This is a genomic window from Mesorhizobium sp. WSM4887, assembly GCF_029625865.1.
Classification (GTDB): Bacteria; Pseudomonadota; Alphaproteobacteria; order Rhizobiales; family Rhizobiaceae; genus Mesorhizobium.
On the sequence record NZ_JARTVP010000001.1, the window covers coordinates 1042930 to 1064110 of the forward strand.

Annotated in this window: 15 protein-coding genes; 12 read left to right on the top strand and 3 right to left on the bottom strand. The window is 63.0% G+C overall.

Annotated features, from left to right (window positions below; genetic code table 11):
* Nucleotides 1-83: 83 nt before the first annotated feature.
* Genes P9230_RS04950 through P9230_RS04970 form a run of 5 tightly spaced genes read left to right on the top strand, consistent with a single transcriptional unit; the run spans nucleotide 84 to nucleotide 7478 of the window.
* Nucleotides 84-1754 carry a thiamine pyrophosphate-binding protein gene (locus tag P9230_RS04950; RefSeq protein ID WP_278117662.1) on the top strand — a complete coding sequence of 557 codons (1671 nt, stop codon included), beginning with the start codon at nucleotides 84-86 and terminating at the stop codon, nucleotides 1752-1754.
* A complete protein-coding gene (locus P9230_RS04955) occupies nucleotides 1751-3847 on the top strand; it encodes a hydantoinase/oxoprolinase family protein (protein ID WP_127239879.1) in 2097 nt (698 codons plus the stop codon). Before P9230_RS04950 ends, P9230_RS04955 begins: the two co-directional genes overlap by 4 nt.
* A complete protein-coding gene (locus tag P9230_RS04960; RefSeq protein ID WP_278117665.1) occupies nucleotides 3844-5463 on the top strand; it encodes a hydantoinase B/oxoprolinase family protein in 1620 nt (539 codons plus the stop codon). Before P9230_RS04955 ends, P9230_RS04960 begins: the two co-directional genes overlap by 4 nt.
* Nucleotides 5460-6662, top strand: a complete 1203-nt coding sequence (locus P9230_RS04965; protein ID WP_278117667.1) for a pyridoxal phosphate-dependent aminotransferase — start codon at nucleotides 5460-5462, stop codon at nucleotides 6660-6662. The genes P9230_RS04960 and P9230_RS04965 overlap by 4 nt, the downstream gene beginning before the upstream one ends.
* Before the next feature lie 3 nt (nucleotides 6663-6665).
* Nucleotides 6666-7478 (top strand): NAD(P)-dependent oxidoreductase, encoded by an 813-nt coding sequence (locus P9230_RS04970; RefSeq protein ID WP_278117669.1) that lies wholly within the window; start codon nucleotides 6666-6668, stop codon nucleotides 7476-7478.
* A 78-nt stretch (nucleotides 7479-7556) separates the two neighbouring features.
* Here P9230_RS04970 and P9230_RS04975 read toward each other — a convergent pair whose 3' ends face one another.
* Nucleotides 7557-8933: an aspartate aminotransferase family protein gene (locus P9230_RS04975; protein ID WP_095802338.1), complete on the bottom strand. Its 1377-nt coding sequence runs from the start codon at nucleotides 8931-8933 to the stop codon at nucleotides 7557-7559.
* Between the two features lie 263 nt (nucleotides 8934-9196).
* On the opposite strand from P9230_RS04975, the gene P9230_RS04980 reads away from it, so the two are divergent.
* The 3 genes from P9230_RS04980 (at nucleotide 9197) to P9230_RS04990 (ending at nucleotide 12814) form a co-directional block, all read left to right on the top strand.
* Nucleotides 9197-10315, top strand: a complete 1119-nt coding sequence (locus P9230_RS04980) for an NAD(P)/FAD-dependent oxidoreductase (RefSeq protein ID WP_278117671.1) — start codon at nucleotides 9197-9199, stop codon at nucleotides 10313-10315.
* 173 nt (nucleotides 10316-10488) lie between these two features.
* Nucleotides 10489-11277 (top strand): enoyl-CoA hydratase-related protein, encoded by a 789-nt coding sequence (locus tag P9230_RS04985; protein ID WP_127213735.1) that lies wholly within the window; start codon nucleotides 10489-10491, stop codon nucleotides 11275-11277.
* Nucleotide 11278: 1 nt separating this feature from the next.
* On the top strand, nucleotides 11279-12814 hold the full coding sequence (locus tag P9230_RS04990) for a 3-hydroxyacyl-CoA dehydrogenase (RefSeq protein WP_278053314.1): 1536 nt from the start codon (nucleotides 11279-11281) through the stop codon (nucleotides 12812-12814).
* Between the two features lie 92 nt (nucleotides 12815-12906).
* Here P9230_RS04990 and P9230_RS04995 read toward each other — a convergent pair whose 3' ends face one another.
* Both P9230_RS04995 and P9230_RS05000 read right to left on the bottom strand, forming a co-directional pair.
* Complete coding sequence (locus tag P9230_RS04995; protein WP_067328760.1) at nucleotides 12907-13521, bottom strand: Crp/Fnr family transcriptional regulator; 615 nt, start codon at nucleotides 13519-13521, stop codon at nucleotides 12907-12909.
* Nucleotides 13522-14077: 556 nt separating this feature from the next.
* Entirely contained in the window at nucleotides 14078-14635 is a 558-nt protein-coding gene (locus P9230_RS05000) for a hypothetical protein (protein WP_278117674.1), read from the bottom strand.
* A 411-nt stretch (nucleotides 14636-15046) separates the two neighbouring features.
* Here P9230_RS05000 and P9230_RS05005 point away from each other — a divergent pair, with 411 nt between their 5' ends.
* From P9230_RS05005 to P9230_RS05020, 4 genes are all read left to right on the top strand, one after another.
* Entirely contained in the window at nucleotides 15047-17137 is a 2091-nt protein-coding gene (locus P9230_RS05005; RefSeq protein ID WP_278117676.1) for a polysaccharide biosynthesis tyrosine autokinase, read from the top strand.
* A gap of 21 nt (nucleotides 17138-17158) precedes the next feature.
* Nucleotides 17159-17722: a transcription termination/antitermination NusG family protein gene (locus P9230_RS05010; protein WP_095802267.1), complete on the top strand. Its 564-nt coding sequence runs from the start codon at nucleotides 17159-17161 to the stop codon at nucleotides 17720-17722.
* Between the two features lie 272 nt (nucleotides 17723-17994).
* Nucleotides 17995-19743, top strand: coding sequence for a hypothetical protein (locus tag P9230_RS05015; RefSeq protein WP_278117678.1), 1749 nt, complete (start codon nucleotides 17995-17997; stop codon nucleotides 19741-19743).
* Nucleotides 19744-19928: 185 nt separating this feature from the next.
* Complete coding sequence (locus P9230_RS05020) at nucleotides 19929-21149, top strand: glycosyltransferase (protein WP_278117680.1); 1221 nt, start codon at nucleotides 19929-19931, stop codon at nucleotides 21147-21149.
* Nucleotides 21150-21181 lie beyond the last annotated feature (32 nt).

The window sequence follows — 21181 nt, forward strand, 5'->3', positions numbered from 1 at the left end:
TCGCGTCGGCCCGCCAGAGTGCAGGTATAAGTTCGAAAGGCAGGCTCCGTCTGCTTGCCACCAGCGTAAGAGGATACCGAAGCATGGTCCGCAATGGCGGTCGCCTTCTTGTCGAGTGCCTGATCTCGCTTGGCGCGACCAAGAGCTTCGGCGTTCCCGGCGAAAGCTATCTCGCCGTTCTCGACGCGCTGCACGACACGCGTGGAAAGCTGGACTACGTGCTCTGCCGCAATGAGGGCGGTGCGGCTTTCATGGCTTCCGCCTACGGCAAGCTGACGGGCACGCCGGGCATCTGCTTTGTGACGCGCGGCCCGGGCGTGACGAATGCCAGCATCGGCGTGCACACCGCCATGCAGGACAGTTCGCCGATGATCCTCTTCGTCGGCCAGGTCGGCACCGACATGAAAGGCCGCGAAGCCTTCCAGGAGATAGACTACCGGGCGGTGTACGGAACCGTCGCAAAATGGGCGGTCGAGATCGATGACGTCGATCGCCTTCCCGAAATCGTGGCGCGGGCCTGGACCACCGCTTTGACCGGACGCCCCGGCCCCGTGGTGGTCGCGCTGCCGGAAGACATGCTGACGGCCATGACCGAAGCCGCGCCGCTCGGCGGACCGGCGTCTGTCTTCGAAGCGGCGCCGGCACAGGAGGCAATTGCGTCGGTATTGAAGATGCTTGCCGCCGCCGAAAATCCGGTGCTGCTGATGGGCGGCACCAACTGGACGGCTGACGGACGCGCGGCGCTTCAGGCTTTCGCTGAGGCCTCCGATATCCCGGTCGTGACAGCCTTCCGGTATCAGGACCAGTTCGACAACCATTCGCCGGTGTTCGTCGGCGAGGCCGGCGTCGGGATGGTGCCGCATGTGAAAAACCTGATCCGCGATGCGGACGTGATCCTCGCCGTCAATGTCCGCTTCGGCGAGATGACGACCGACGGCTACACCCTGCTGGAAGTTCCCGTACCGCGCCAGAAGCTGATCCACGTGCACGGCTCCGATCGCGAGATTGGCAAGATCTATGTGCCCACGGTCGGTATCCATGCCGGTCCGAACGCCTTCGCCAAGGCGCTCACCCCGATCAAGGGTTCTTGGGCCGACTGGCGCACGACGGCACGCAAGGCCTATGAAGGCACGTTCGCTGCGCCCGTGCAGCCCGGCCCGGTCGACATGGTCGCGGTCAGCACCTGGCTGCGCGAGACGCTGCCGCCCGACGTCATCCTCACCAACGGCGCCGGCAATTTCACCGTGTGGCCGAACAAGTTCTTCAAGTTTGGACCGCAAGCGCGCCTGCTTGCGCCGCAATCCGGCGCCATGGGCTATGGCCTGCCGGCCGCGATCGCGGCCAAGGTCGCATACCCGCAACGCACCGTGGTCTGCTTTGCCGGTGACGGCGATTTCCAGATGAACTGCCAGGAACTCGGAACCGCCATGCAGGCCGGCGCGCAGCCGATCGTGCTGATCGTCAACAATGGCATCTACGGCACCATCCGTGCCCATCAGGAGCGCAACTATCCGGCTCGCGTCTCTGGAACCTCGCTCGAGAATCCCGACTTCGTGGCGCTGGCGAAGGCCTATGGCTTTCACGCCGAGCGGGTCGAAACCACGGGGGATTTCGCGGCGGCGTTCGAGCGGGCGCTTAGCTCGACGACCGGCGCCGTCCTCGACATCACCATCTCGCCCGAAGCGATAACGCCCCGGCAGACCCTCTCTCAGATGCGCGACACCGCGCTCGCTTCCCAGAAGGCCAAGTCATGACCTCCAGAACTGACGACATCCGTCTCGGCGCGGACATCGGCGGCACCTTCACCGACATCGCCCTTGATGTCCGAGGGACGATGTTTTCGACCAAGGTACTGACCAACTATGCGGCTCCCGAGCAGGCGATCCTCGACGGCATCGCCATCGTCATTCGCGACGCCGGAATTTCGCCGTCCGAGATCGGCATCATCATCCACGGCACGACACTCGCCACCAACGCGCTGATTGAGCGCCGTGGCGCGAAGACCGCGCTGGTCACGACGGAAGGGTTCCGCGACGTGATCGAGATGCGAACGGAAAACCGCTTCGAGCAGTATGATCTGAACCTGCAACTGCCGACGCCGCTGATTCCGCGCGAGGATCGCTTCACCGTCAAGGGCCGCATCGGCGCGGAAGGCCAAGAGCTGCAGCCGCTCGACGAAGCCGCTCTGGAGGACATCGCCGACCGCATTGCGGCGGGTGGTTTCGGCTCGGTGGCGATCGGCTTCATCCATGCCTATGCCAACCCCGACCACGAGCGCCGGGCGCGCGAGATCCTCGCCAGAAAACTCGGCATCCCGATCTCGATCAGCGCCGAAGTCTCGCCGCAGATGCGTGAGTTCGAACGCTTCAACACGGTCTGCGCCAACGCCTATGTGCGGCCGCAGATGGCCGACTATCTCGCCCGCCTGCAGACGCGCCTGAAGGACATGGGCGCCGATTGCCCCGTTTTCATGATCCATTCCGGCGGCGGCCTGATCTCGGTGGAGACCGCTTCGGAATTTCCGGTCCGGCTGGTCGAATCCGGCCCGGCGGGCGGCGCGATCTTCGCCGCAGACATCGCCAGGCGCTTTGGTCTTGAGAAGGTCGTCTCCTACGACATGGGCGGAACCACCGCCAAAATCTGCCTGATCGAGGACTATGCGCCGCGCACGGCGAGAACCTTCGAAGTGGCGCGCACCTACCGCTTCTCGAAGGGCTCGGGCATGCCGATCTCCATCCCGGTTATCGAGATGATCGAGATCGGCGCCGGCGGCGGTTCCATCGCCTGGGTCGACGCCATGGGCCGTATCCAGACCGGGCCGGAGAGTGCCGGCTCGGAGCCGGGGCCGGCCTGCTACGGGCGCGGCGGCAAGCGTCCGGCGATCACGGATGCCGATCTCGTGCTCGGCAAGCTCGACCCCGACAATTTCGCCGGCGGGGCGATCAAGCTGGACAGCACTGCGTCCGAGCAGGCGATTCTGCGCGATGTCGGCGAGCGGCTGTCGCTCGATGCCATGTCGACGGCCTTCGGAATCTGCGAGGTAGTGGACGAGAACATGGCCAATGCTGCCCGCGTCCATGCGGTCGAGAACGGCAAGAACATATCCGACAATCTGATGATCGCCTTCGGCGGCGCCGCCCCGCTTCACGCGGCGAGACTGTGCGAAAAGCTCGGCATCGACCAGTGCATCGTTCCGCGCGGCGCCGGCGTCGGCTCGGCGATCGGCTTCCTCAAGGCGCCGTTCGGCTACGAGGCCCTGGCCTCGAAGCTGACGCGCCTGTCGCGGTTCCAGCCTGCCGAAGTGAATGCCCTGCTCGCCGATCTCAAGGCCTCCGCCGAGGGTTTTGTGCGCGGCGGCGCCAGCGGCAGGATCGTCTGCGAAATCACCGCCTTCATGCGCTATGCCGGCCAGGGCTGGGAAATCCCCGTGCCGGTGGCAGACGAGCCGTTCGGAGACGATGCCGTTGCAGAACTCAAGGCGTTGTTCGAGGAGAATTACCAGCGCTTCTTCGGCCGCGCCATCGAGGGGCTCGACGGACTGGAAATCGAGATCGTCACCTGGTCGGTCAAGGCGACGGATGTTCGTCCCGCCGTCGCCAGGCACGAGCTCACAACTGGCAAGACAACGAGCGAACTCAAAACGACCCGCGAGGTGTTCGATCCGGTCAGCGGCGCACCGCGCAGCTACGGCATCGTCGAGCGCGACTCGCTCCGCCCCGGCGATCGGATCGCGGGCCCCGCGGTCATCGTCGAGCGCGAAACTTCCACCGTCGTCACCACCAGCTTCGACGCCGTCATCCAGAGCGACGGCGCGATCCTACTGATCCGCAAAGGCAGCCAGGCATGAGCGATATTGGCGAAATCCGCATGCAGGTCATGTGGAACCGATTGATCTCGGTGGTCGAGGAGCAGGCGCTCACCCTGCTGCGCACCGCCTTCTCGACTTCGGTGCGCGAATCCGGCGACCTGTCGGCTGGCGTGTTCGACCCGCGCGGCCAGATGCTTGCGCAGGCAGTCACCGGCACGCCGGGCCACGTCAACACCATGGCCGAGGCGGTGCTGCATTTCATGCACGAAATCCCGCGCGACCAGATGTTCGAAGGCGACACCTACGTCACCAACGATCCCTGGCAGGGCACCGGCCACCTGCACGACATCACCATGGTGTCCCCGTCCTTCCTCAACGGCGAGCTCGTCGCCTTCTTCGCCTGCACGGCACATGTCGTCGATGTCGGCGGGCGCGGCTTCGGCGCCGACGGCAAGTCGGTCTACGAGGAAGGCATCCAGATCCCGATTATGAAGTTCGCGGAAAAGGGCAAGGTCAATCTCGATCTGGTCAGGATCCTGCGCGCCAATGTCCGCGAGCCCAACCAGGTGGTCGGCGATTTCTATTCGCTCGCTGCCTGCAACGAGGTCGGGCACCGGCGCCTCGTCGACATGATGAAGGAGATCGGCCTGACCTCGCTGGATGGGTTAGGCGATTTCATCTTCTCGCGCACCCGCGACGCCATGCTGGAACGCATCGAGGCGCTGCCCAAGGGAAGCTGGTCGAACGAGCTGGTGACCGACGGCTACGACGAGCCGGTGAAACTCGCGGCCACGGTGTCGGTCCGCGAGGACCATGTCGAGGTCGACTTCACCGGCACCGACCCGATGAGCCGCTGGGGCATCAACTGCCCGATCATCTACAGCAAGGCCTATGCCTGCTATGCGCTGAAATGCATGGTGGCGCCCGACATCCCGAACAATGCCGCCTCGCTCGCCTTCTTCACCGTGTCGTCGCCGGTCAACATCCTGAATGCCGTGCGGCCGGCCCCGGTGGCGTTGAGGCACATCTTCGGCCACATGGTGCCCGATCTGGTACTTGGCGCGTTCTCCAAGGCGTTGCCCGGAAAGATCCTCGCCGAAGGCGCCGGCGCGCTGTGGAACATCCACATTTCGGTGCGGCCCGTCGCCGGCGCGTCCGGCCGCCGCGCCGAAGTGCTGATGTTCAACTCCGGCGGCATGGGCGCGCGGCCTGAGCTCGATGGGCTGTCGGCGACGGCCTTCCCGTCCGGTGTCCATACGATGCCGATCGAGGCGACGGAGCATACCGGTCCGATCGTGATCTGGCGCAAAGAGCTGCGGCCGAATTCCGGCGGCGACGGCGAGTTCCGCGGCGGCCTGGGTCAGATCATCGAGATCGCCGCGACCGACGGCCACGAGTTCGACTTCTCCGCCATGTTCGACCGAGTGAACCATCCCCCGCGCGGGCGCAATGGCGGCGAGCCCGGCGTCGCCGGCGTGGTCAAGCTCGACGACGGCACAAAGATGCGCCCCAAGGGCTGGCAGCACGTCCCCGCCGGGCGGCGGCTGATCCTCGAACTGCCGGGCGGCGGCGGCTATGGCGATCCGGCCAAGCGCAGTGCCGCCGCGCGGGTCAACGACCGATCCAAGGGTTACATCTCGGAGAACGACCAATGAGTTACGTTGCCTCGCGCCTCTCGGCGGTGAAGCCTTCGGCTTCCATGGCGGCTTCGCAGGCCGCCAAGGCGCTGCGCGCCAAGGGTGTGGACGTGATCGACCTCGGGTTGGGCGAACCCGATTTCCCGACCCCGCTTCACATCATCGATGCCGCCCATTTCGCGGCGAAAGCAGGACAGACGCTCTACACCGCTGCCGCTGGCACCATCGAAGTGCGCGAAGCCGTGGCCGGCAAGTTCCGCCGTGAGAACGGGCTGGACTACACGGCCGACGACATCGTCGTCGCCAACGGCGCCAAGCAGATCATCTTCAACGCCCTGATCGCGACGCTGGAGCCAGGCGACGAGGCGATCCTGCCGGCGCCCTATTTCGTCTCCTATCCCGAAATGGTGAAGCTGCTCGGCGGCACGCCCGTCGTCGTCGAATGCCCGGAGACCACAGGTTTCCGGCTGACGCCGGCGCTGCTGGAAAAGGCAATCACGTCAAGGACAAAGTGGCTTTTCCTCAACATGCCCGGCAACCCGTCTGGCGCGGTCTATTCCGCGTCCGATCTCAAGGCGCTGGGCGCGGTCCTGGCAAAACACCCGCAGGTGCTGGTCCTTTCCGACGAGATCTACGAGCACATCCTCTTCGACGGACGCGAATTCGTCTCCTTCGGCAAGGCCTGCCCCGAGCTCAAGGAGCGCACCCTGATCGTCAACGGCGTCTCGAAGTCCTACGCCATGACCGGCTGGCGCGTCGGCTACGCAGCCGGCCCCGCGCCACTCATCAAGGCGATGTCGACGATCCAGAGCCAGTCCTGCACCTCGGTGTGCTCGATCGCACAAGCCGCGACCGTCGCCGCCCTCAACGGGCCGCAGGATGAAGTCGCGCGCTTCCGGCAGGCCTTCGAGGCGCGCCGCAACCTGGTAGTGGACGGCATCAGGAAGATAAACGGACTGACGTTGTCGCCGCCGGAGGGCGCCTTCTACGCCTATATCGGCTGCGCCAGCCTGATCGGCCGCAAGACGCCCAAGGGCCTCGTCCTGGAGGATGACGCGGCCGTGGCCAACTATCTTCTCAACGAAGGACGCGTGGCGTCGGTGCCGGGTGTCGCCTATGGACTGTCACCCTATTTCCGCATCTCGACGGCGACCGGCGAAGGGGTGCTGGCCGAGGCGATCTCGCGGATCAATGCCGCCGTCGCGCAAGTGGAGTAAACGATGCCGCACTACGAACGTATATTGATCACCGGCGCCGCTGGCCGGCTCGGCTCGCAATTGCGCAAGGGACTGGTGCCGCTGGCAAGCAAGATCCGCCTGGCGGGCCGCGGGCCGTTCAGCGATCTTGCGCCTCATGAAGAAGAAGCCGTCTTCGATCTTGCCGACATGGAGGCGACCATCGCGGCCACCAAGGACTGCGATGCGATCGTGCATTTCGCCGGCGCGCCGCTCGAATGCGAGTGGCAGACCATCCTCGATTCCAGCATTCGCGGCTCCTACCACATCTATGAAGGCGCGCGGAAACACGGCGTGAAGCGCGTCGTCTACGCCTCCTCGGTACATGCCATCGGCTATCACGAAATCGAGGCGCACATCGGCGTCGACGCGCCGGTGCGCCCGGACAGTCTTTATGGCGTGTCGAAAAATTTCGTCGAAAGCCTCAGCCGGCTTTATTGGGACAAGTTCGGCATCGAGACGGTGTGCCTGCGCATCTTCTCGTCGTTCCCCGAGCCGGCCGACCGGCGCATGCTGTGGTCGTATCTTTCCTTCGCCGACTGCGTGCGCCTGGTCGAGGCATCGCTGACAGCGCCGCGCGTCGGCCACACCATCTCGTTCGGCCTATCCAACAACAAGCTGAAGATGGTCGACAACAGCGGCGCCGATCATCTCGGATTTATCCCGCAGGACAGCGCCGAGCCGTTCCGGGCCGCCGTCGAGGCGAAGACGCCAATTCCCGACCCAAGGAGGCCGTCGGTGAAATATCTCGGTGGCTGGTTCTGCGAACTCGGTCATCCGGACGACAAGCCCGAGTAACCATGCCTCGCAAGCAGGTCAGTTCGGAAATGCCGATCTGACCGAGCCGACACGGGCGCTGCCATAGTGATCGATGGGTCAGTCCCGTGGCCGCACCTGCGGCAGCGCGGCCTCGAGCGACCGTTCGAACGCGTCGACCAAAGCGTCGACCTGAGCCTCGGTAATGATCAGCGGCGGACAGAAAGCGATCGCATCGCCCATGTTGCGCGAGATCACGCCGTTGTGCTGCATGAACCCATTGACCAGCGCACCGAGAGCCGCAGGCTTGCCCCATGGCGCCTTGCTCGCCTTGTCGGCGACCAGCTCGACGGCGGCGATCAGGCCGACGCCACGCACCTCGCCCACCAGTGGATGGGAACCGAGCTTGCGCAGCCTGGCCTGCAAATGCGCGCCGACCGTGCGCGCATTGCCGACAAGGTCGCGCTCCTCGATCAGCTTGAGGTTTTCCAGCGCGACGGCCGCGGCGACAGGATGACCGCCGCCGGTGAAGCCGTGGCCGAAGGTGCCGATGCGATCGCTCTCGTCGGCAATCGGTTCGAAAACCTTGTCGTTGATCAGCAGCGCCGAGATCGGCAGGTAGGACGACGAGATCTGCTTGGACAACACCATGATGTCGGGCTTGATGCCGAAGGTCTGCGAACCGAACATCTCGCCGGTGCGGCCGAAGCCGCAGATGACCTCGTCGGCCACTAAAAGAATGTCGTATTTCGACAGCACCGCCTGGATTTTTCCCCAATAGCCGGCGGGCGGAACGACCACGCCGCCGGCGCCCATGATCGGCTCGCCGATAAAGGCGGCGATGGTTTCCGGCCCCTCTGCGAGGATCAGCTTTTCCAGGTCGTCGGCCAGACGGCTGGAAAACTGCTCCTCGCTTTCGCCGGGCTCGGCATCGCGCCAGTGGTGCGGCGTCGAGGTGTGCAGGATATTGGCGATCGGCAGGTCGAAGGACAGATGATTGTTCGGCAGCCCGGTCAGGCTTGCGGACGCGATGGTGACGCCATGATAGCCGCGCTTGCGGCTGATGATCTTCTTGCGCGTCGGCTGGCCGAGCGCGTTCGACCGGTACCAGATCATCTTGATCGCCGTGTCGTTGGCCTCGGAGCCCGAATTGGTGAAGTAGGCCTTGCTCATCGGCACCGGTGCCATCTGCACCAGCTTCTCGGCCAGATCGATCAGCGGCGAATGCGCCTTCGAGCCGAAATCGTGGTAGAAGGGCAGCTTCGACATCTGCCGCGTGGCCGCCTCGACCAGTCGCTTTTCCGAGAAGCCGACGGCAACGCTCCACAGGCCGGCCATCGCCTCGATATAGCGGTTGCCGGCAATGTCCTCGACATAGACGCCGTCGCCCTTTTCGATGACCAGCGGTCCCGTTTCCTGATGCTTGCGGGCATTGGTGTAGGCGTGCATGTGATAACGGATGTCGCGGGCTTCAGGGGAATTCGGTCTGGCGTCCATGATGGCTCCTGTCTGCGAGTGTAGGACCATCTCGCTGGTCGAGAAGTCCGAAATTTGCCCTCGTGTCTGAGCTGTGATGCATCATCGCGGGTTCAAGCCGCAAGAGCCGCCCTGTCACGATCGATAGCGCCATGGGAACCTGGCGCATGGTCGGTCTCGGAAGCGGCGGCGGGCACATCATTGCCCGACAGCAATGGACAACAGCCAAATGATCCTTGAGAAAGGTCTGTGAGGCGCCGCTCGCGCAACCGAATGGACTGGGCATGGAACGGGTTGACTGCGTGATTGCCGGTGCCGGCGTGGTCGGCCTCGCAATCGCGCGCGGCCTTGCCGCGCAAGGTTTCGACACGCTGATCGTCGAAGCGGCGGATGCCATCGGCACCGAGACGAGCTCGCGCAATTCGGAAGTCATCCATGCCGGCATCTATTATTCGCAAGGCTCGCTCAAGGCGCGGCTCTGCGTGGCCGGACGCGAGATGCTCTATCGCTACTGCGCCGAGCGCTCGATCCCGCACCGGCGTTGCGGCAAGCTGATCGTCGCGACCGATGATGCGCAGGAGCCGGTGCTTGCCAAAATTCGAGCCAATGCCGCGGCCTGCGGTGTCGATGACCTGCGTTTCCTCTCCGCCGCCGAGGCTCACAAGCTTGAGCCGGCGCTGCATTGCACCGCTGCGCTGCTTTCGCCCTCGACTGGCATCATCGACAGCCACGCGCTGATGCTCGCCCTGCTCGGCGAAGCCGAGGGAGGCGGTGCGCTGCTGTCGCTCAACACCCGCATCGTGTCGGGCCGGATCGAAGCCGACCGCATCGTTCTCCAGACAACCAGCACGGGAAGCGGCGAAGATTTCGAGATCGCCACATCGCGGCTCGTGAACGCGGCGGGGCTCGGCGCTGTCGCGCTTGCCGGCTCGATCACAGGATTCGATCGCCGGTTCCTGCCCGGGCTTCGCTACGCCAAAGGCAACTATTTTTCAGTGGCGACGCGAGCGCCCTTTTCGCACCTCATCTATCCCGTGCCGGAGCCCGGCGGGCTCGGCGTCCATCTGACGCTCGACCTCGGCGGCACGGCGCGCTTTGGGCCTGACGTCGAATGGACCGATGCGCTCGATTACCGCGTCGACCCCGCACGCGGCACCCGCTTCTATGCTGAAATCCGCAAATACTGGCCGGAACTGGCCGACGGCAGCCTGCAGCCGGCGTATAGCGGTATCAGACCAAAGCTTTCCGGTCCCGGCGAAGCCAACAGCGATTTCGTCATCCAGGATACCGGGACGCATGGCATCGCGGGCCTGGTCAATCTATTTGGCATCGAAAGCCCTGGGCTGACCTCGAGCCTGGCCATCGCCGAGCATGTGACGCGCATCTTGCTGGAGCATCGCTAATGGATAGAACTCATCGGAGCTCGAGCGAAAGCATGACGCTGAGAAGCCGCCTCAGGCCTGCGGACCGCCCTGATCGCACCGGTCGCAGCAAACAATATCCTTGCGGGCCTCGCGGGCGCTGACCATAGTTCGGGTATGAAATTAGGTTTCCCTGTTAGATTCCGCAGCACGAAATGAGTTCCGCGAAAGAATCCCTTGTTGTCGTCGAGAGCCGCCCTGTCGAGAATGTGGGGCTGGTCGAAATCAATCGTCCCGAAGTGCGCAACGCGCTCAACCTCGAAGTGCGGCAGAAGCTGGCCGCCGCCGTGGCAAGCTTTTCCGAGGACACGGAAATCCGTTCGATCGTCATTGCTGGGCGCGGCGGCAACTTCGCTGCAGGAGCCGACATAAAAGCGTTTGAAAAGCTCGGCTCGGCCGACATGCTTCTGCAGCGCACCCACCGCTACTGGGACGCGATCGCCAGGTGCCCGAAGCCGGTCATTGCTGCGGTCGAAGGCTTCGCGCTGGGCGGCGGGTGCGAGCTTGCCATGCACGCCGACATCATCGTCGCCGCACGGACAGCCACTTTTGGTCAGCCTGAAGTCAAGCTCGGCTTGATGCCGGGCGCCGGCGGCACCCAGCGCCTGCTCAGGGCAATCGGCAAATACAAGACGCTGATGCTCCTTCTCACCGGCGACATGTTTTCGGCCGAGGATGCCGAGCGTGCCGGCTTGGTCAGCACCCTGACGGATGAGGGCCAGGCCTTGCAGCATGCGCTGCAAATCGCTGAGAGGATCGGCCGTCTTCCGCCGCTGGCCGTCGAGCAGATCAAGGAGGCGGTCGTCAACGGCGAAGACGCTCCGTTGGAAACCGCCTTGAGGCTGGAACGCAAAGCCTTCCAGCTGCTTTTCGATACCGCGGACAAACAGGAGGGCATTGCCGCCTTCCTGGAGAAGCGCGGACCCTCGTTCAAGGGGCGCTGACTTGGCAGGCGCGGGAGGGGAGCCCACCAGTCGGATCGGGAAAGCCGGTGTCGTAGGCGCCGGGGTGATGGGTTCCGGCATAGCGGAGGTCCTGGCGGCGGCAGGCATCGATGTGATGATGGTCGATGATGCCCCCGGAAAGGCGGCGGCGGCCATCGAGCAAATCGCGTCGCGTCAGCGCGCCAGGGCAGCCGCCGGCAAAGTCAGCTCGGAGGTAGTCGAGAAGCTGCTCGCCCATATCGAACCTGCCGAAACACTTGGGCGACTGGCAGGCGCCGATCTGGTGGTGGAAGCTATTGTCGAACGTCTCGAGCCCAAACGTCAGCTCATCGAGGCGCTGGAGACAATCGTCAGGCCGGACGCCATCATCGCGACCAACACCTCTTCGCTGTCCGTCACGGCGATCGCTTCCGCGGCCAAGCGACCTGAGCGGATTGCCGGCTACCATTTCTTCAATCCCGTGCCCGTGATGAAACTGGTCGAGGTCGTCTCAGGAGCTCACACGGCGCCTGAGGTGGAGCACACGCTGGTCGAGCTTGCGGCCCGCTTCGGCCACCGGCCCGTCGTCGCCAGCGACACGCCCGGCTTTATCGTCAATCACGCCGGCCGCGCCTTCGGCACCGAGGCCCTGGCCATGCTGCGGGAGGGCGTGGCCTCGATCGCCGAGATCGATGCGATCCTGCGCGACGCCGCCGGCTTCAGGATGGGCCCCTTCGAATTGATGGACCTCACCGGGCTCGATGTCTCCCACCCAGTGATGGAGGGTGTCTACAACCAGTTCTATCAGGATCCGCGTTACCGCCCTTCCGTCATCGCGGCGCAGCGTGTGGCTGCGGGCCTGCTCGGGCGCAAGACCGGACGCGGCTTCTATGCCTACGACGGCAGCCGGCAAGCCGTTCCGCCCGCATCGACACAGCCGGCGGAGACCGCCGGGATTCCGGATCGCGTCACCGTTCTGGCCGACAATGACACCGGCGAAATGCAAAAACTGGTCGCGTCGGCCGGCGCCACTGTTTGCGGTCTCCAGGATCAGGCGCTAGGGCGGGACGGCCTCATCCTCGTAGGGTTGGAGGGGCACGATGTCGCCGGCGCCGCGATGCGTCTTGGCCTCTCATCTTCACTATGCGTCGGGTTCGATCCCTATTTCGGCCTGGACCGTCACGTCACGCTCGTCGCGTCGGCGGCGACATCCGATACGGCCAGGAGCGCCGCCCTCGCGCTTGCCAAAAGCGCCGGCCGCAAGGCGACCCTGGTGAGCGATAGTTGCGGCGCGGTCTGCCAGCGCGTGGTCGCGATGATCGTCAATATCGGCAGCGAGATCGTCGAGCAAAAGATTGCATCGGCGGCGGATGTGGACGCCGCCGTACGGCTGGGGCTCGGCTATCCCCACGGACCTCTGGAGTGGGGCAACAAGCTCGGCCCTGCCCGCATTCTGCGCATCCTGGATACGATCCATGACCGCACCCGGGATCCTCGCTACCGCGCAAGTCTTTGGCTGCGACGGCGCGCCGAATTGGGGCTTGCGCTGGAAGAATAGGCTGCCGGAAGGAGACGATTTGGCCCTAACGGTTTGGGCAGTTCAGCACTTCCGCGCTCTGAACTGCCCGTGCCAGGCCTGAGCGCCTTGCATCAGCTTGAAATGTAGGACCGATCAAATCCGGCTGTTTTGATCAGTCCCGGAAGATCGTGCAACTCGACGACCCCGTAACGGAATGAGGCCAGGGCGGTCTGTCGCAACGTTTTCAACACGCGACTCACATGCACAGCCGAAAGTCCCAATGCATCGGCCAGTTCGCCCTGGGTCAGCGGGCATTCAAAGCGGGCCGGATAGCTCGTTGCCGATCGATGTGAGCGGCAGGCCAGTTCGAGAAGGAAATGGGCCGTACGCTCAACGGCACCCCTTCTGCTGACGCTTGCCAGGTGTTCCGCAACCCTTGAATATCGATCCGCCTCAGCCCGCAGGATTGCTTCGCAGATGGACTGCGGATAACGCGCAGAACATGTACGGACGGGGCCGGCCAGCTCGATCGCGATAACGTCCGAGAGGGCCGTCACCGTATCGCCCGCTTTTCCGGCGAACTCGATCACCGCAATTTCGCGAGGAAGCGCAAAATCGACGATGAGACGTGAGCCATTTGGCAATGTCTTCGCAAATGCCGCCCAGCCGGCGATCATAATCAGAATAGAGGATTTGGTGTGGTATTCGCCTGCAATAGTCGCGTTGGCCGCATAGGTGCGGCGCACGGCTCCTGGCAGTACAGAGATTCCCCTTTCCCAGCTTGCGTCAGCAAGCGTGGGTCCTTTCACCAATCCAACCTGCTTCGATAAGTTCATTTCCCCGAATCGCCCAAGCCCATGATCCACCCCCCCGGGTCAACCTGAAGCTGCAACTATCGACTAGGCAAAAAGTTCCATCTGTCACCTCATCCGAATTGCAGCGCAGTCTACCACCTTTTGGTACAACCCTACACCCTTGGTATATTAAAGTCGCTCAGGCAGCACAGCTTTGGCTTGCAGCGCACGATGACTTCGGAACAACAGCTCGTGCCGCACCGATGCCAAGCAGCATGCCGCGGCGTGCCCGCATGCCGTCGAAATGCAGGCCCCACCGCACCGATCCCGCATACTGCGCCCGACAGTATCGTCTGGACCATCGCAAAGCCCCGGCGGGAGGCCGGCAGAGTCTCGTCATTACGCGCGACGCTGCGGATGCAGCGAAAAGTTGAACCGCGCTGTCGGTCCGGACAGGCTGCCCGAGAACCTGCCGCCGGAACACCGATCCTTGTCTTCGAACCTTTTGTCAGGGGCTCCCACCCGTCGATGAGGCAAAATCGCGCCCTGCCGATTGCGTTGACGCCGGAGCCGCGGATTCGGGTCGCGGACCGGGCGCTTGCAGCTCTTGCCAAGGCGGCCCTGGGATATATCGCGTCTCGTTCTCTGGATTGTCCGTCGCGCCGACCGCGACGGTTTGCACCATTGCTCCGGCTTCCGGCTTTCGGCGCGAACGCCTGACGCTGTAGGTCTGTCGCCGCTCCTCGGCGACTTCCAGGCCGTCTATTGCCGACGCGACCAATGCGAGGCGGTCCTCGATTTGCTTCATACGCCTCCAGGTGGAAAGCAAGGCCAATGAAACGAGGACGCAATAGGCGAGAAGAGCGGCGACCGCTCCCGCCCAATTCTCGATACCCGACAAAAGCAACATGACAGTGCCGATAATGACGGCAAGGGTCCCGTAGCCCAGCTGCCGGCCCTTAAGAAGAAGCATCAGCGGCAGGGTTGCCGCCAGCAGAAGAATGACCCCGGGACCGTCGAGCACCCAACCTGCAAAACTCGGAACGACTTCGCTATAAGTGTCCATGTCAACCTCAGAACTGCCGAGGCCGGCCGCTTCTCTCATCGTCAGGAGCATCCTTGACGATCGTAGCGTTGTAGTGGACCTCCCTGAAGGGCGAGAGGAAGGTGTCTCGGCGACTTCTTAAAGCTCGGAGAGGCATACGGGGTAGACCAGATCGACCTTTAGCCGAGTTACTACTCAATAATGGTAATGGCGGCGATGTCCGCGAAGCTGATATGTTTCTGCCTTACCGGTGACGCGATCGGTGAGTGGGCGCAGAAGAGCGATTTGGACATGTCGGCGGGACACCAACCCTTACGATTCATGCGTTTGAGAGCGCATAACGGCTAGCTGCCCGACCCATTTTGAAATGAACGCCATTCAGCCGACGCTGAAGGGCTGGGAGTTGTGCTGTCGATCGTGAGGATTCGGGAAATGGCCAGTCCAACTGATAATCCGAGGATGATTCGGGAATTCCTGCCCCTCGACGTCAGGGAAGTCTTCGATTTCTTTCTTCGTCGGTGGAAGCTGGTGTGCGGAATTGCCGTCATCACTTTCACACTGTTTATGGCTGCCGCATATACTCTTCCGACAACATACACCGGCGTCTCTCAGATATTGCTCGACGCTCCGATCGACTATATGACTCCACAGGATTACTCCAATTCCGATTTTTCTGACAATCCAACATTCATTGAAAGTCAGATCGCTGTCTTGAGGTCTGCGTCACTTCTTCAGCAGGTCGTCGACAGCCAAAAGCTGGCGGAAGACCCCAAGATAGGACCGGGAGCATTGATATGGCTCCAGAACGCGCTGGGAGTTTCGCGCGTCGGGCTTGGCAACGTCATTGAGCTTGATGTAGGCGCTTACGATCCGGAAAAAGCGGCATCGCTCGCGAACGCGATTGCCCAGGCCTATGTGGCAGATCGAATAAGGTCCCGTTACGAAGGGGTCCAGAAGGCCTCCTCGTGGCTCAGCGATCGGGCCGCCTATCTGCGAGCGGAGCTCAGCCGCTCGGAGCAAGCTGTCCAGAAGTTTCGGATCGATCACAATCTAGTAGCGACGCAGGCGGGCAGCTTGACTGACCAGCAACTGTCCGAGTTGAACGTCGCCCTAATCAATGCTCGCGCCGAGTTGTCCGAGAAACGTTCGCAATATCAGCAAGTTAGCAAGGTACAGGCTGCCGGAGGCGACATCCAGTCGATTCCGGACGTGCTGCAGTCGGTGGTGATTAACGCGCTCAGGGCTCAGCTCTCCGGAGTGACCCGGCGGGAAGCCGACCTCAAATTGAAGTATGGCGAGCGGCATCCCGAGGTCTTGTCCGCTCAGGCCGAGCGCCGCGACATCGAGGGACAGATCGCCGCCGAAGTCCAGCGCCTGATCGGCAATCTGAAGAACGAGGTCGACGCGGCCGAAGCTCGGGAGGCTTCTCTGGCTCGCGCCCTGGACTCGGTATCCAACCGCTCCGAAATCGAAGGTCAGGTTGGCGTCCAGTTACGCGATCTGGAGAGGATCGCGGCCGCGAACAAGGAACTCTTTGAGACGTTCCTGTCGCGCGCCAAGCTCACCGAGGAGAAATCCACCCTCCTCAACAGCGGCGTGCGTGTAATCACCGATGCCAGCGTTCCTGGCGCTCCGAGCTTCCCAAACAGGCCTCTTTTTGCGGCTTTGGGTGTGGTTTTCGGCATCTTCTTCGGGGGCGCCGGCGCCGTGCTGCGTGAACTCTTCGCTTCTGGCTTCATGGCAAAGAAGCAGATCGAGGAAGAATTGGCCGTTCCGGTTCTTGCGTCGATGCCAAGGATGTCAGGCTGGTCGAAAGACGTCCATGCTCAGCCTGTGGCCTATCTCGAGCGCAAACCGCTCTCCAGGTACAGCGAAGCGGTGCGGCGGCTTCGCCTCGGTATCCAGGCCACGCCGGAACTGGACCGTTCGCCGCGCCTGGTGCTCGTGACATCGGCGATGCCCGGCGAAGGCAAGACAACGCTGGCATTGAGCCTGGCTTGCTCGGCGGCTGCCGACGGCGAACGGGTTCTGGTCATCGACGCGGACTTGCGTCTTTCGGCCGCCACGGCCTTCTTCGGCATGGCTGACAAGGTCGGATTGGTCGATCTCCTGACCTTGCCGGTGAAGGCCGGAAACGCGATCCATCTGGACGAACGCTCGGGCATATCCATGCTGCCCGCAGGAGCAAGAACCCGCAACCCGCCTGCCCTTCTTGCTTCGGCGCGAATGCGCTCGCTGCTTGAAGAAGTTCGGGGAAAATTCGACACGGTGATCATTGACGCACCACCCGTCGGACCCGCGGCCGATGCCTCGATCCTGGCCAGGCATGTCGACAAGGTCGTCTTCGTCGTGAGGTGGCGGGAAACCTCGCGCGAAGCCGTTGCCGAAGGAATTCGACATCTTGGCGATCGGTCCAAGCTTGCCGGCATTGCCCTGACGATGGTGGACGAACCAAAGCTGCCCAGATACGGCCGTTACACGTCGCTCGAAAGCAGTGTCTCGGACAGTTACTACCTCAATTAGGGAAAGACACAGTATTGCGTCATGCTGCACACTAACTTCTGCAACAACGGTTTTCCTGACTCGGCGGACAAAAGTCACGGCGGCGAAGCTGCGCGCTGGTGCGTGGTCCAGACGCACCAGCATTCCGAGAGCCTTGCCGAGCGGCACCTGCTATCGCAGAACTTCCGGACCTATCTGCCCAAGCGCAGGCGAACCGTCCGGCACGCCCGCAGGGTCAGGACCGTCTCCAGCGCGTATTTCGACTGCTATCTGTTCGTCTCCCTGGCTGTCCATCAGCAGAGCTGGTACCCGATCAACTCGACCGTGGGCGTCCGAAAGCTCGTCATGAGCAAGGGCATGCCGGTACCGGCGCCTTATGGGGTGGTTGAATCCTTGATATCGGCAACCGATGAGGACGGGATTTTGCACCCGGACATCCTGTTGAGGCCGGGCCAGAAAATCAGGATCATAGACGGGCCATTTTCGGACCAGCTCGGGGTACTTGATCATGTCGGAAGCGCCGGAGCGGTCAGAATCCTTCTCGACATCATGAACCGGTCTACTCCTATCACTATTGATCGGGACAAGTTGTCGATAGTGTCTTGAAACTACCCGGTGAGTTTTTACTCACCGCTTTCGTTACACAGATGCCGAAATACTCGGCAGGGAGTGATGAGTTGGCACCCAATTCACCCTCGGTGCGGTAGCCTGCGAAGGTGATGTCAGAACCTGCGGGCCGGCACTGAGACGATTGGTCGTTCGACATCCCAGGAACACCAGCCCACCGAGGGGCTTGGACTTACCGCACGCCAGTTCCACGACGTTTCCGGCGACGACGAGCGGGTGACGCTCGCCCGCGACCAATCACGAGAAATCTCTTGCAAACACCACGCAAGTCCAAATCGGCAGCCTTCCCTCCGGCCGCGGCCGGAGACCTTCGGGATCGTCTGCAGCCGCAGCAGTATCGACGCTGGGCTACGGAGGCCAAGGCGGAGATCGTGGCGGAAACGTTGGCGCCGGGAGCGAATGTTTCAGCGTCGGCGAAGACTGTTGGCGCGGGCGCATTGGGCAGCCACTCAGGTGCAGCGCCGTATCAAACTGACGGAGACGCTCCTTTCAGGCCGATCGAAACGGCGCCGGCACTGCCGATTGCCAGCGAACTGTTTCGAGCACTCAATGAAGCTGGCGTGAGGTACGGAATTATTCAGGATCTCGCGTCCGTGCACGACGGATTTGCCGGCCGGGATGATCTGGATGTCCTTTTGGACAAGCATGACTACCCGCTCTTCTGCTCTATCGTCTGTCAATTGCACGGCCGGCGCGGCGTGAGCCTCTCCTGCTACGATAATGTCTGTGCCGGCAGAGAAGACTGGTTCCTGCCTGACTTCACGCATGGCCGCTATCTCCATCTCGACATGCATATCGGTGCCCGCGTCGGCCGGGAATTTCGCAAGCGCTATCCGGCTTTCGATTATGCGGCGATCACGCGATGGGAGGCGATTTGCGTCGACGGAGTATCGGTTCCGGTGGTCTCTCCCGAAGACGAGCTTCGAATAGCGATTGCCCGCTTCGCCTTCCGCGCCTCGGCGCTTCCATGGAGGCAATGGATCACCCTCGACGAGGGTTGGAAGCAGCACTTTGCGCGCCTCCCGTCCACGTCGGACGAGCACGGCTTGCAGGTCGTCGACTGCACGTTTGACGGCGCAAGAACGGTGCGCTGCAGGTTCCTGCAAAGCGCCGACGGCTTGACCGCCCACCGCGGAGATCTGGCTAGGCTGCGGCGTTCGATCCGCGAAATGTGTGGCTATACGGGACGCCCCGCTATCGCCGATGCGGCGGTGCACCTGGTGCGCAAGACCTGCTATCTCGCCCTGAGATCCCTCCACCGCTTGCTGCCGGGGCGCTTTCCACCGAAGAGACGGCCCGCAGCTGGTGGATTCGTGGTGGCCTTGATAGGTCCCGATGGCATGGGCAAGAGCACTCAGGCTACCTGGCTGAGGCAGATATTCGGGTGGAAATTCGGATGTGCCCAAGTCTATGTCGGAACTGGCGATGGCAATGGATGGCGGCTTCGCAAGGCACTGCAGGCCGTCGTCTCTCCCCATAGACGGCGCCTGAAGTCCCTGGCCCAGAACGATGGCAACGATTCCTCCGGCCGGGCTTGGTCGAAGGGAGGATTTGTCGCTGCCGCGTTGGCGTTTTGGGCGGTTTTGATCGCGTTTGAGCGATACGCTGTAGTGAAACGCGCACATCGATGGTCGACGCGCGGCATGATCGTCATTTGCGACCGGTGGCCGCAGGCGCTCGGCAGGGGATATCTGGACGGGCCGACCATTCCCGCTCGCCTGTTCTCCGTCCCAGGCCTGTCAGTTCTCGCCCGGCTTGAGCAGCGACTCTACGAGAAGATGGCGGAACGCCGCCCACACCTCGTTTTGCACCTCGTTTCAGACTTTGCGGTCTCCGAACAGCGAAAGCCCGGGGACATCAGGAAAGAAGCGTTCGACGCGCGGCTATCGCTGATGGCGGAACTGCGGGCGAAGGACAAGGATATCCGGACCGTTGACGCCAGCGCCGGCATAGAGGCCGTCGGCCAAGAGTTGTTCAGGCATATCTGGCTGTCTCTCTGAGAGGCAAATCGGGCGGTCCAACCGCCCCGCATCATCCCCGACGTGCAGCTTTTACGCGATCGCGCCGAACGACGGGCGAGCCCGGCCCGTGCCCCGAAACCCGCGGAAGGCGCCCCGCGACACTCCCGCTCGATCCCCTCGATCTCTCGCCGCTCCCGGATTTCATGTCCCTGAGGTACAAGCAAATGAAGATCGTTCATGTGATCACCAGACTGCTTCGAGCCGGCTCCGAGGAGAACACGTTGGCTTGCTGTCTCGCTCAGGCGCGGCACGGCCATGAAGTGCTGTTGGTTCACGGCGCGGAATACGACCCAAGGTTACGGGCATCCCTTGCCGGAGCCCTGCGAGTGGTGACGCTGGAAAAACTTATCAATCCGATCGCGCCATCCCGCGACGTTTCCGCCTTAAGGCAGCTCACCCGCCTTATGCGTGATTGGCGGCCCGACATCGTGCACACCCATCAAAGCAAAGCCGGCATTGTCGGCCGCCTCGCCGCCAAGGAAGCCAATATCCCTGGCATCATACACGGTGTCCACATCTTGCCTTTCGTGCATGTCGGCCGCGGGCAGAGGCTGGTGTTCCTGGCCGCCGAACGCCTGGCCGCGAGGTTCACGCGCGCTTTCATCGATGTCAGTCAGGCTATGCGCGACATCTGCATCGCCAATCATCTGGGCAGCCCCGATCAGCACCATGTCGTCCATTCCGGCTTCGATCTGGCACGCTTCGCGAACGCGCGGTGGCCGCAAGATCCGCATCTGCTCCTGGGGACGGCTGCCGGGGAGCCAAAGCCGCCGGTGGTCCTGATGTTGGCCGCGCTGGAACCGAGAAAACGCCACGTCGAGTTCATTGAGGCATTCGGCAAAGTCGTTGACCGAGTTCCAAACGTGCGACTGCTCCTCGCCGGTGACGGACCGGCGCGTTCGGACGTTGAATCGGCGATTGAACGATCCCGGTTCGCAAACAACATTCGCATGATCGGCTACCATAGCGAGCCCGAACGACTGATCAGCCTGGCGGACGTGTGCGTGCTGACCTCGATGCGAGAGGGATTGCCTCGCGTCATGATGCAGTATCTGGCCGGCGGTCGAGCCAGCGTGGTCTCGCATTTGCCCGGCGTGGAAGAGGTTGTCCGCCATGGCGTGAACGGAATTGTGACCCCGGCCGAGGATGTGGGCGCCGCGGCGGCGGCTGTCGCCGGTCTTCTCGAGAACCAGCAGCACCGCAGTCAACTGGCCGACGGCGCGAAACGCACCGACCTGTCGTCCTGGGGGCTGGACGCCATGTGCGAAAGCGTCGAGCAGATTTATCAATCCGTGCTGGAGCCCGCCCCTTCGGCCGCGAGGCCAAACGAGGCGAGAGTTCGCGACCGCCTCGCCGGGCAAACCTTCGGGCTGCACGGATTTTGATCGGCTTTTGCTGCTCCGATGGAGTTCGCAAT

Coding starts and splice junctions, on each gene's coding strand:
- P9230_RS04950 (WP_278117662.1), top strand. CDS start 84: ATGGTCCGCAATGGCGGTCGCCTTCTTGTCGAGTGCCTGATCTCGCTT.
- P9230_RS04955 (WP_127239879.1), top strand. CDS start 1,751: ATGACCTCCAGAACTGACGACATCCGTCTCGGCGCGGACATCGGCGGC.
- P9230_RS04960 (WP_278117665.1), top strand. CDS start 3,844: ATGAGCGATATTGGCGAAATCCGCATGCAGGTCATGTGGAACCGATTG.
- P9230_RS04965 (WP_278117667.1), top strand. CDS start 5,460: ATGAGTTACGTTGCCTCGCGCCTCTCGGCGGTGAAGCCTTCGGCTTCC.
- P9230_RS04970 (WP_278117669.1), top strand. CDS start 6,666: ATGCCGCACTACGAACGTATATTGATCACCGGCGCCGCTGGCCGGCTC.
- P9230_RS04975 (WP_095802338.1), bottom strand. CDS start 8,933: ATGGACGCCAGACCGAATTCCCCTGAAGCCCGCGACATCCGTTATCAC.
- P9230_RS04980 (WP_278117671.1), top strand. CDS start 9,197: ATGGAACGGGTTGACTGCGTGATTGCCGGTGCCGGCGTGGTCGGCCTC.
- P9230_RS04985 (WP_127213735.1), top strand. CDS start 10,489: ATGAGTTCCGCGAAAGAATCCCTTGTTGTCGTCGAGAGCCGCCCTGTC.
- P9230_RS05000 (WP_278117674.1), bottom strand. CDS start 14,635: ATGGACACTTATAGCGAAGTCGTTCCGAGTTTTGCAGGTTGGGTGCTC.
- P9230_RS05005 (WP_278117676.1), top strand. CDS start 15,047: ATGGCCAGTCCAACTGATAATCCGAGGATGATTCGGGAATTCCTGCCC.
- P9230_RS05010 (WP_095802267.1), top strand. CDS start 17,159: ATGCTGCACACTAACTTCTGCAACAACGGTTTTCCTGACTCGGCGGAC.
- P9230_RS05020 (WP_278117680.1), top strand. CDS start 19,929: ATGAAGATCGTTCATGTGATCACCAGACTGCTTCGAGCCGGCTCCGAG.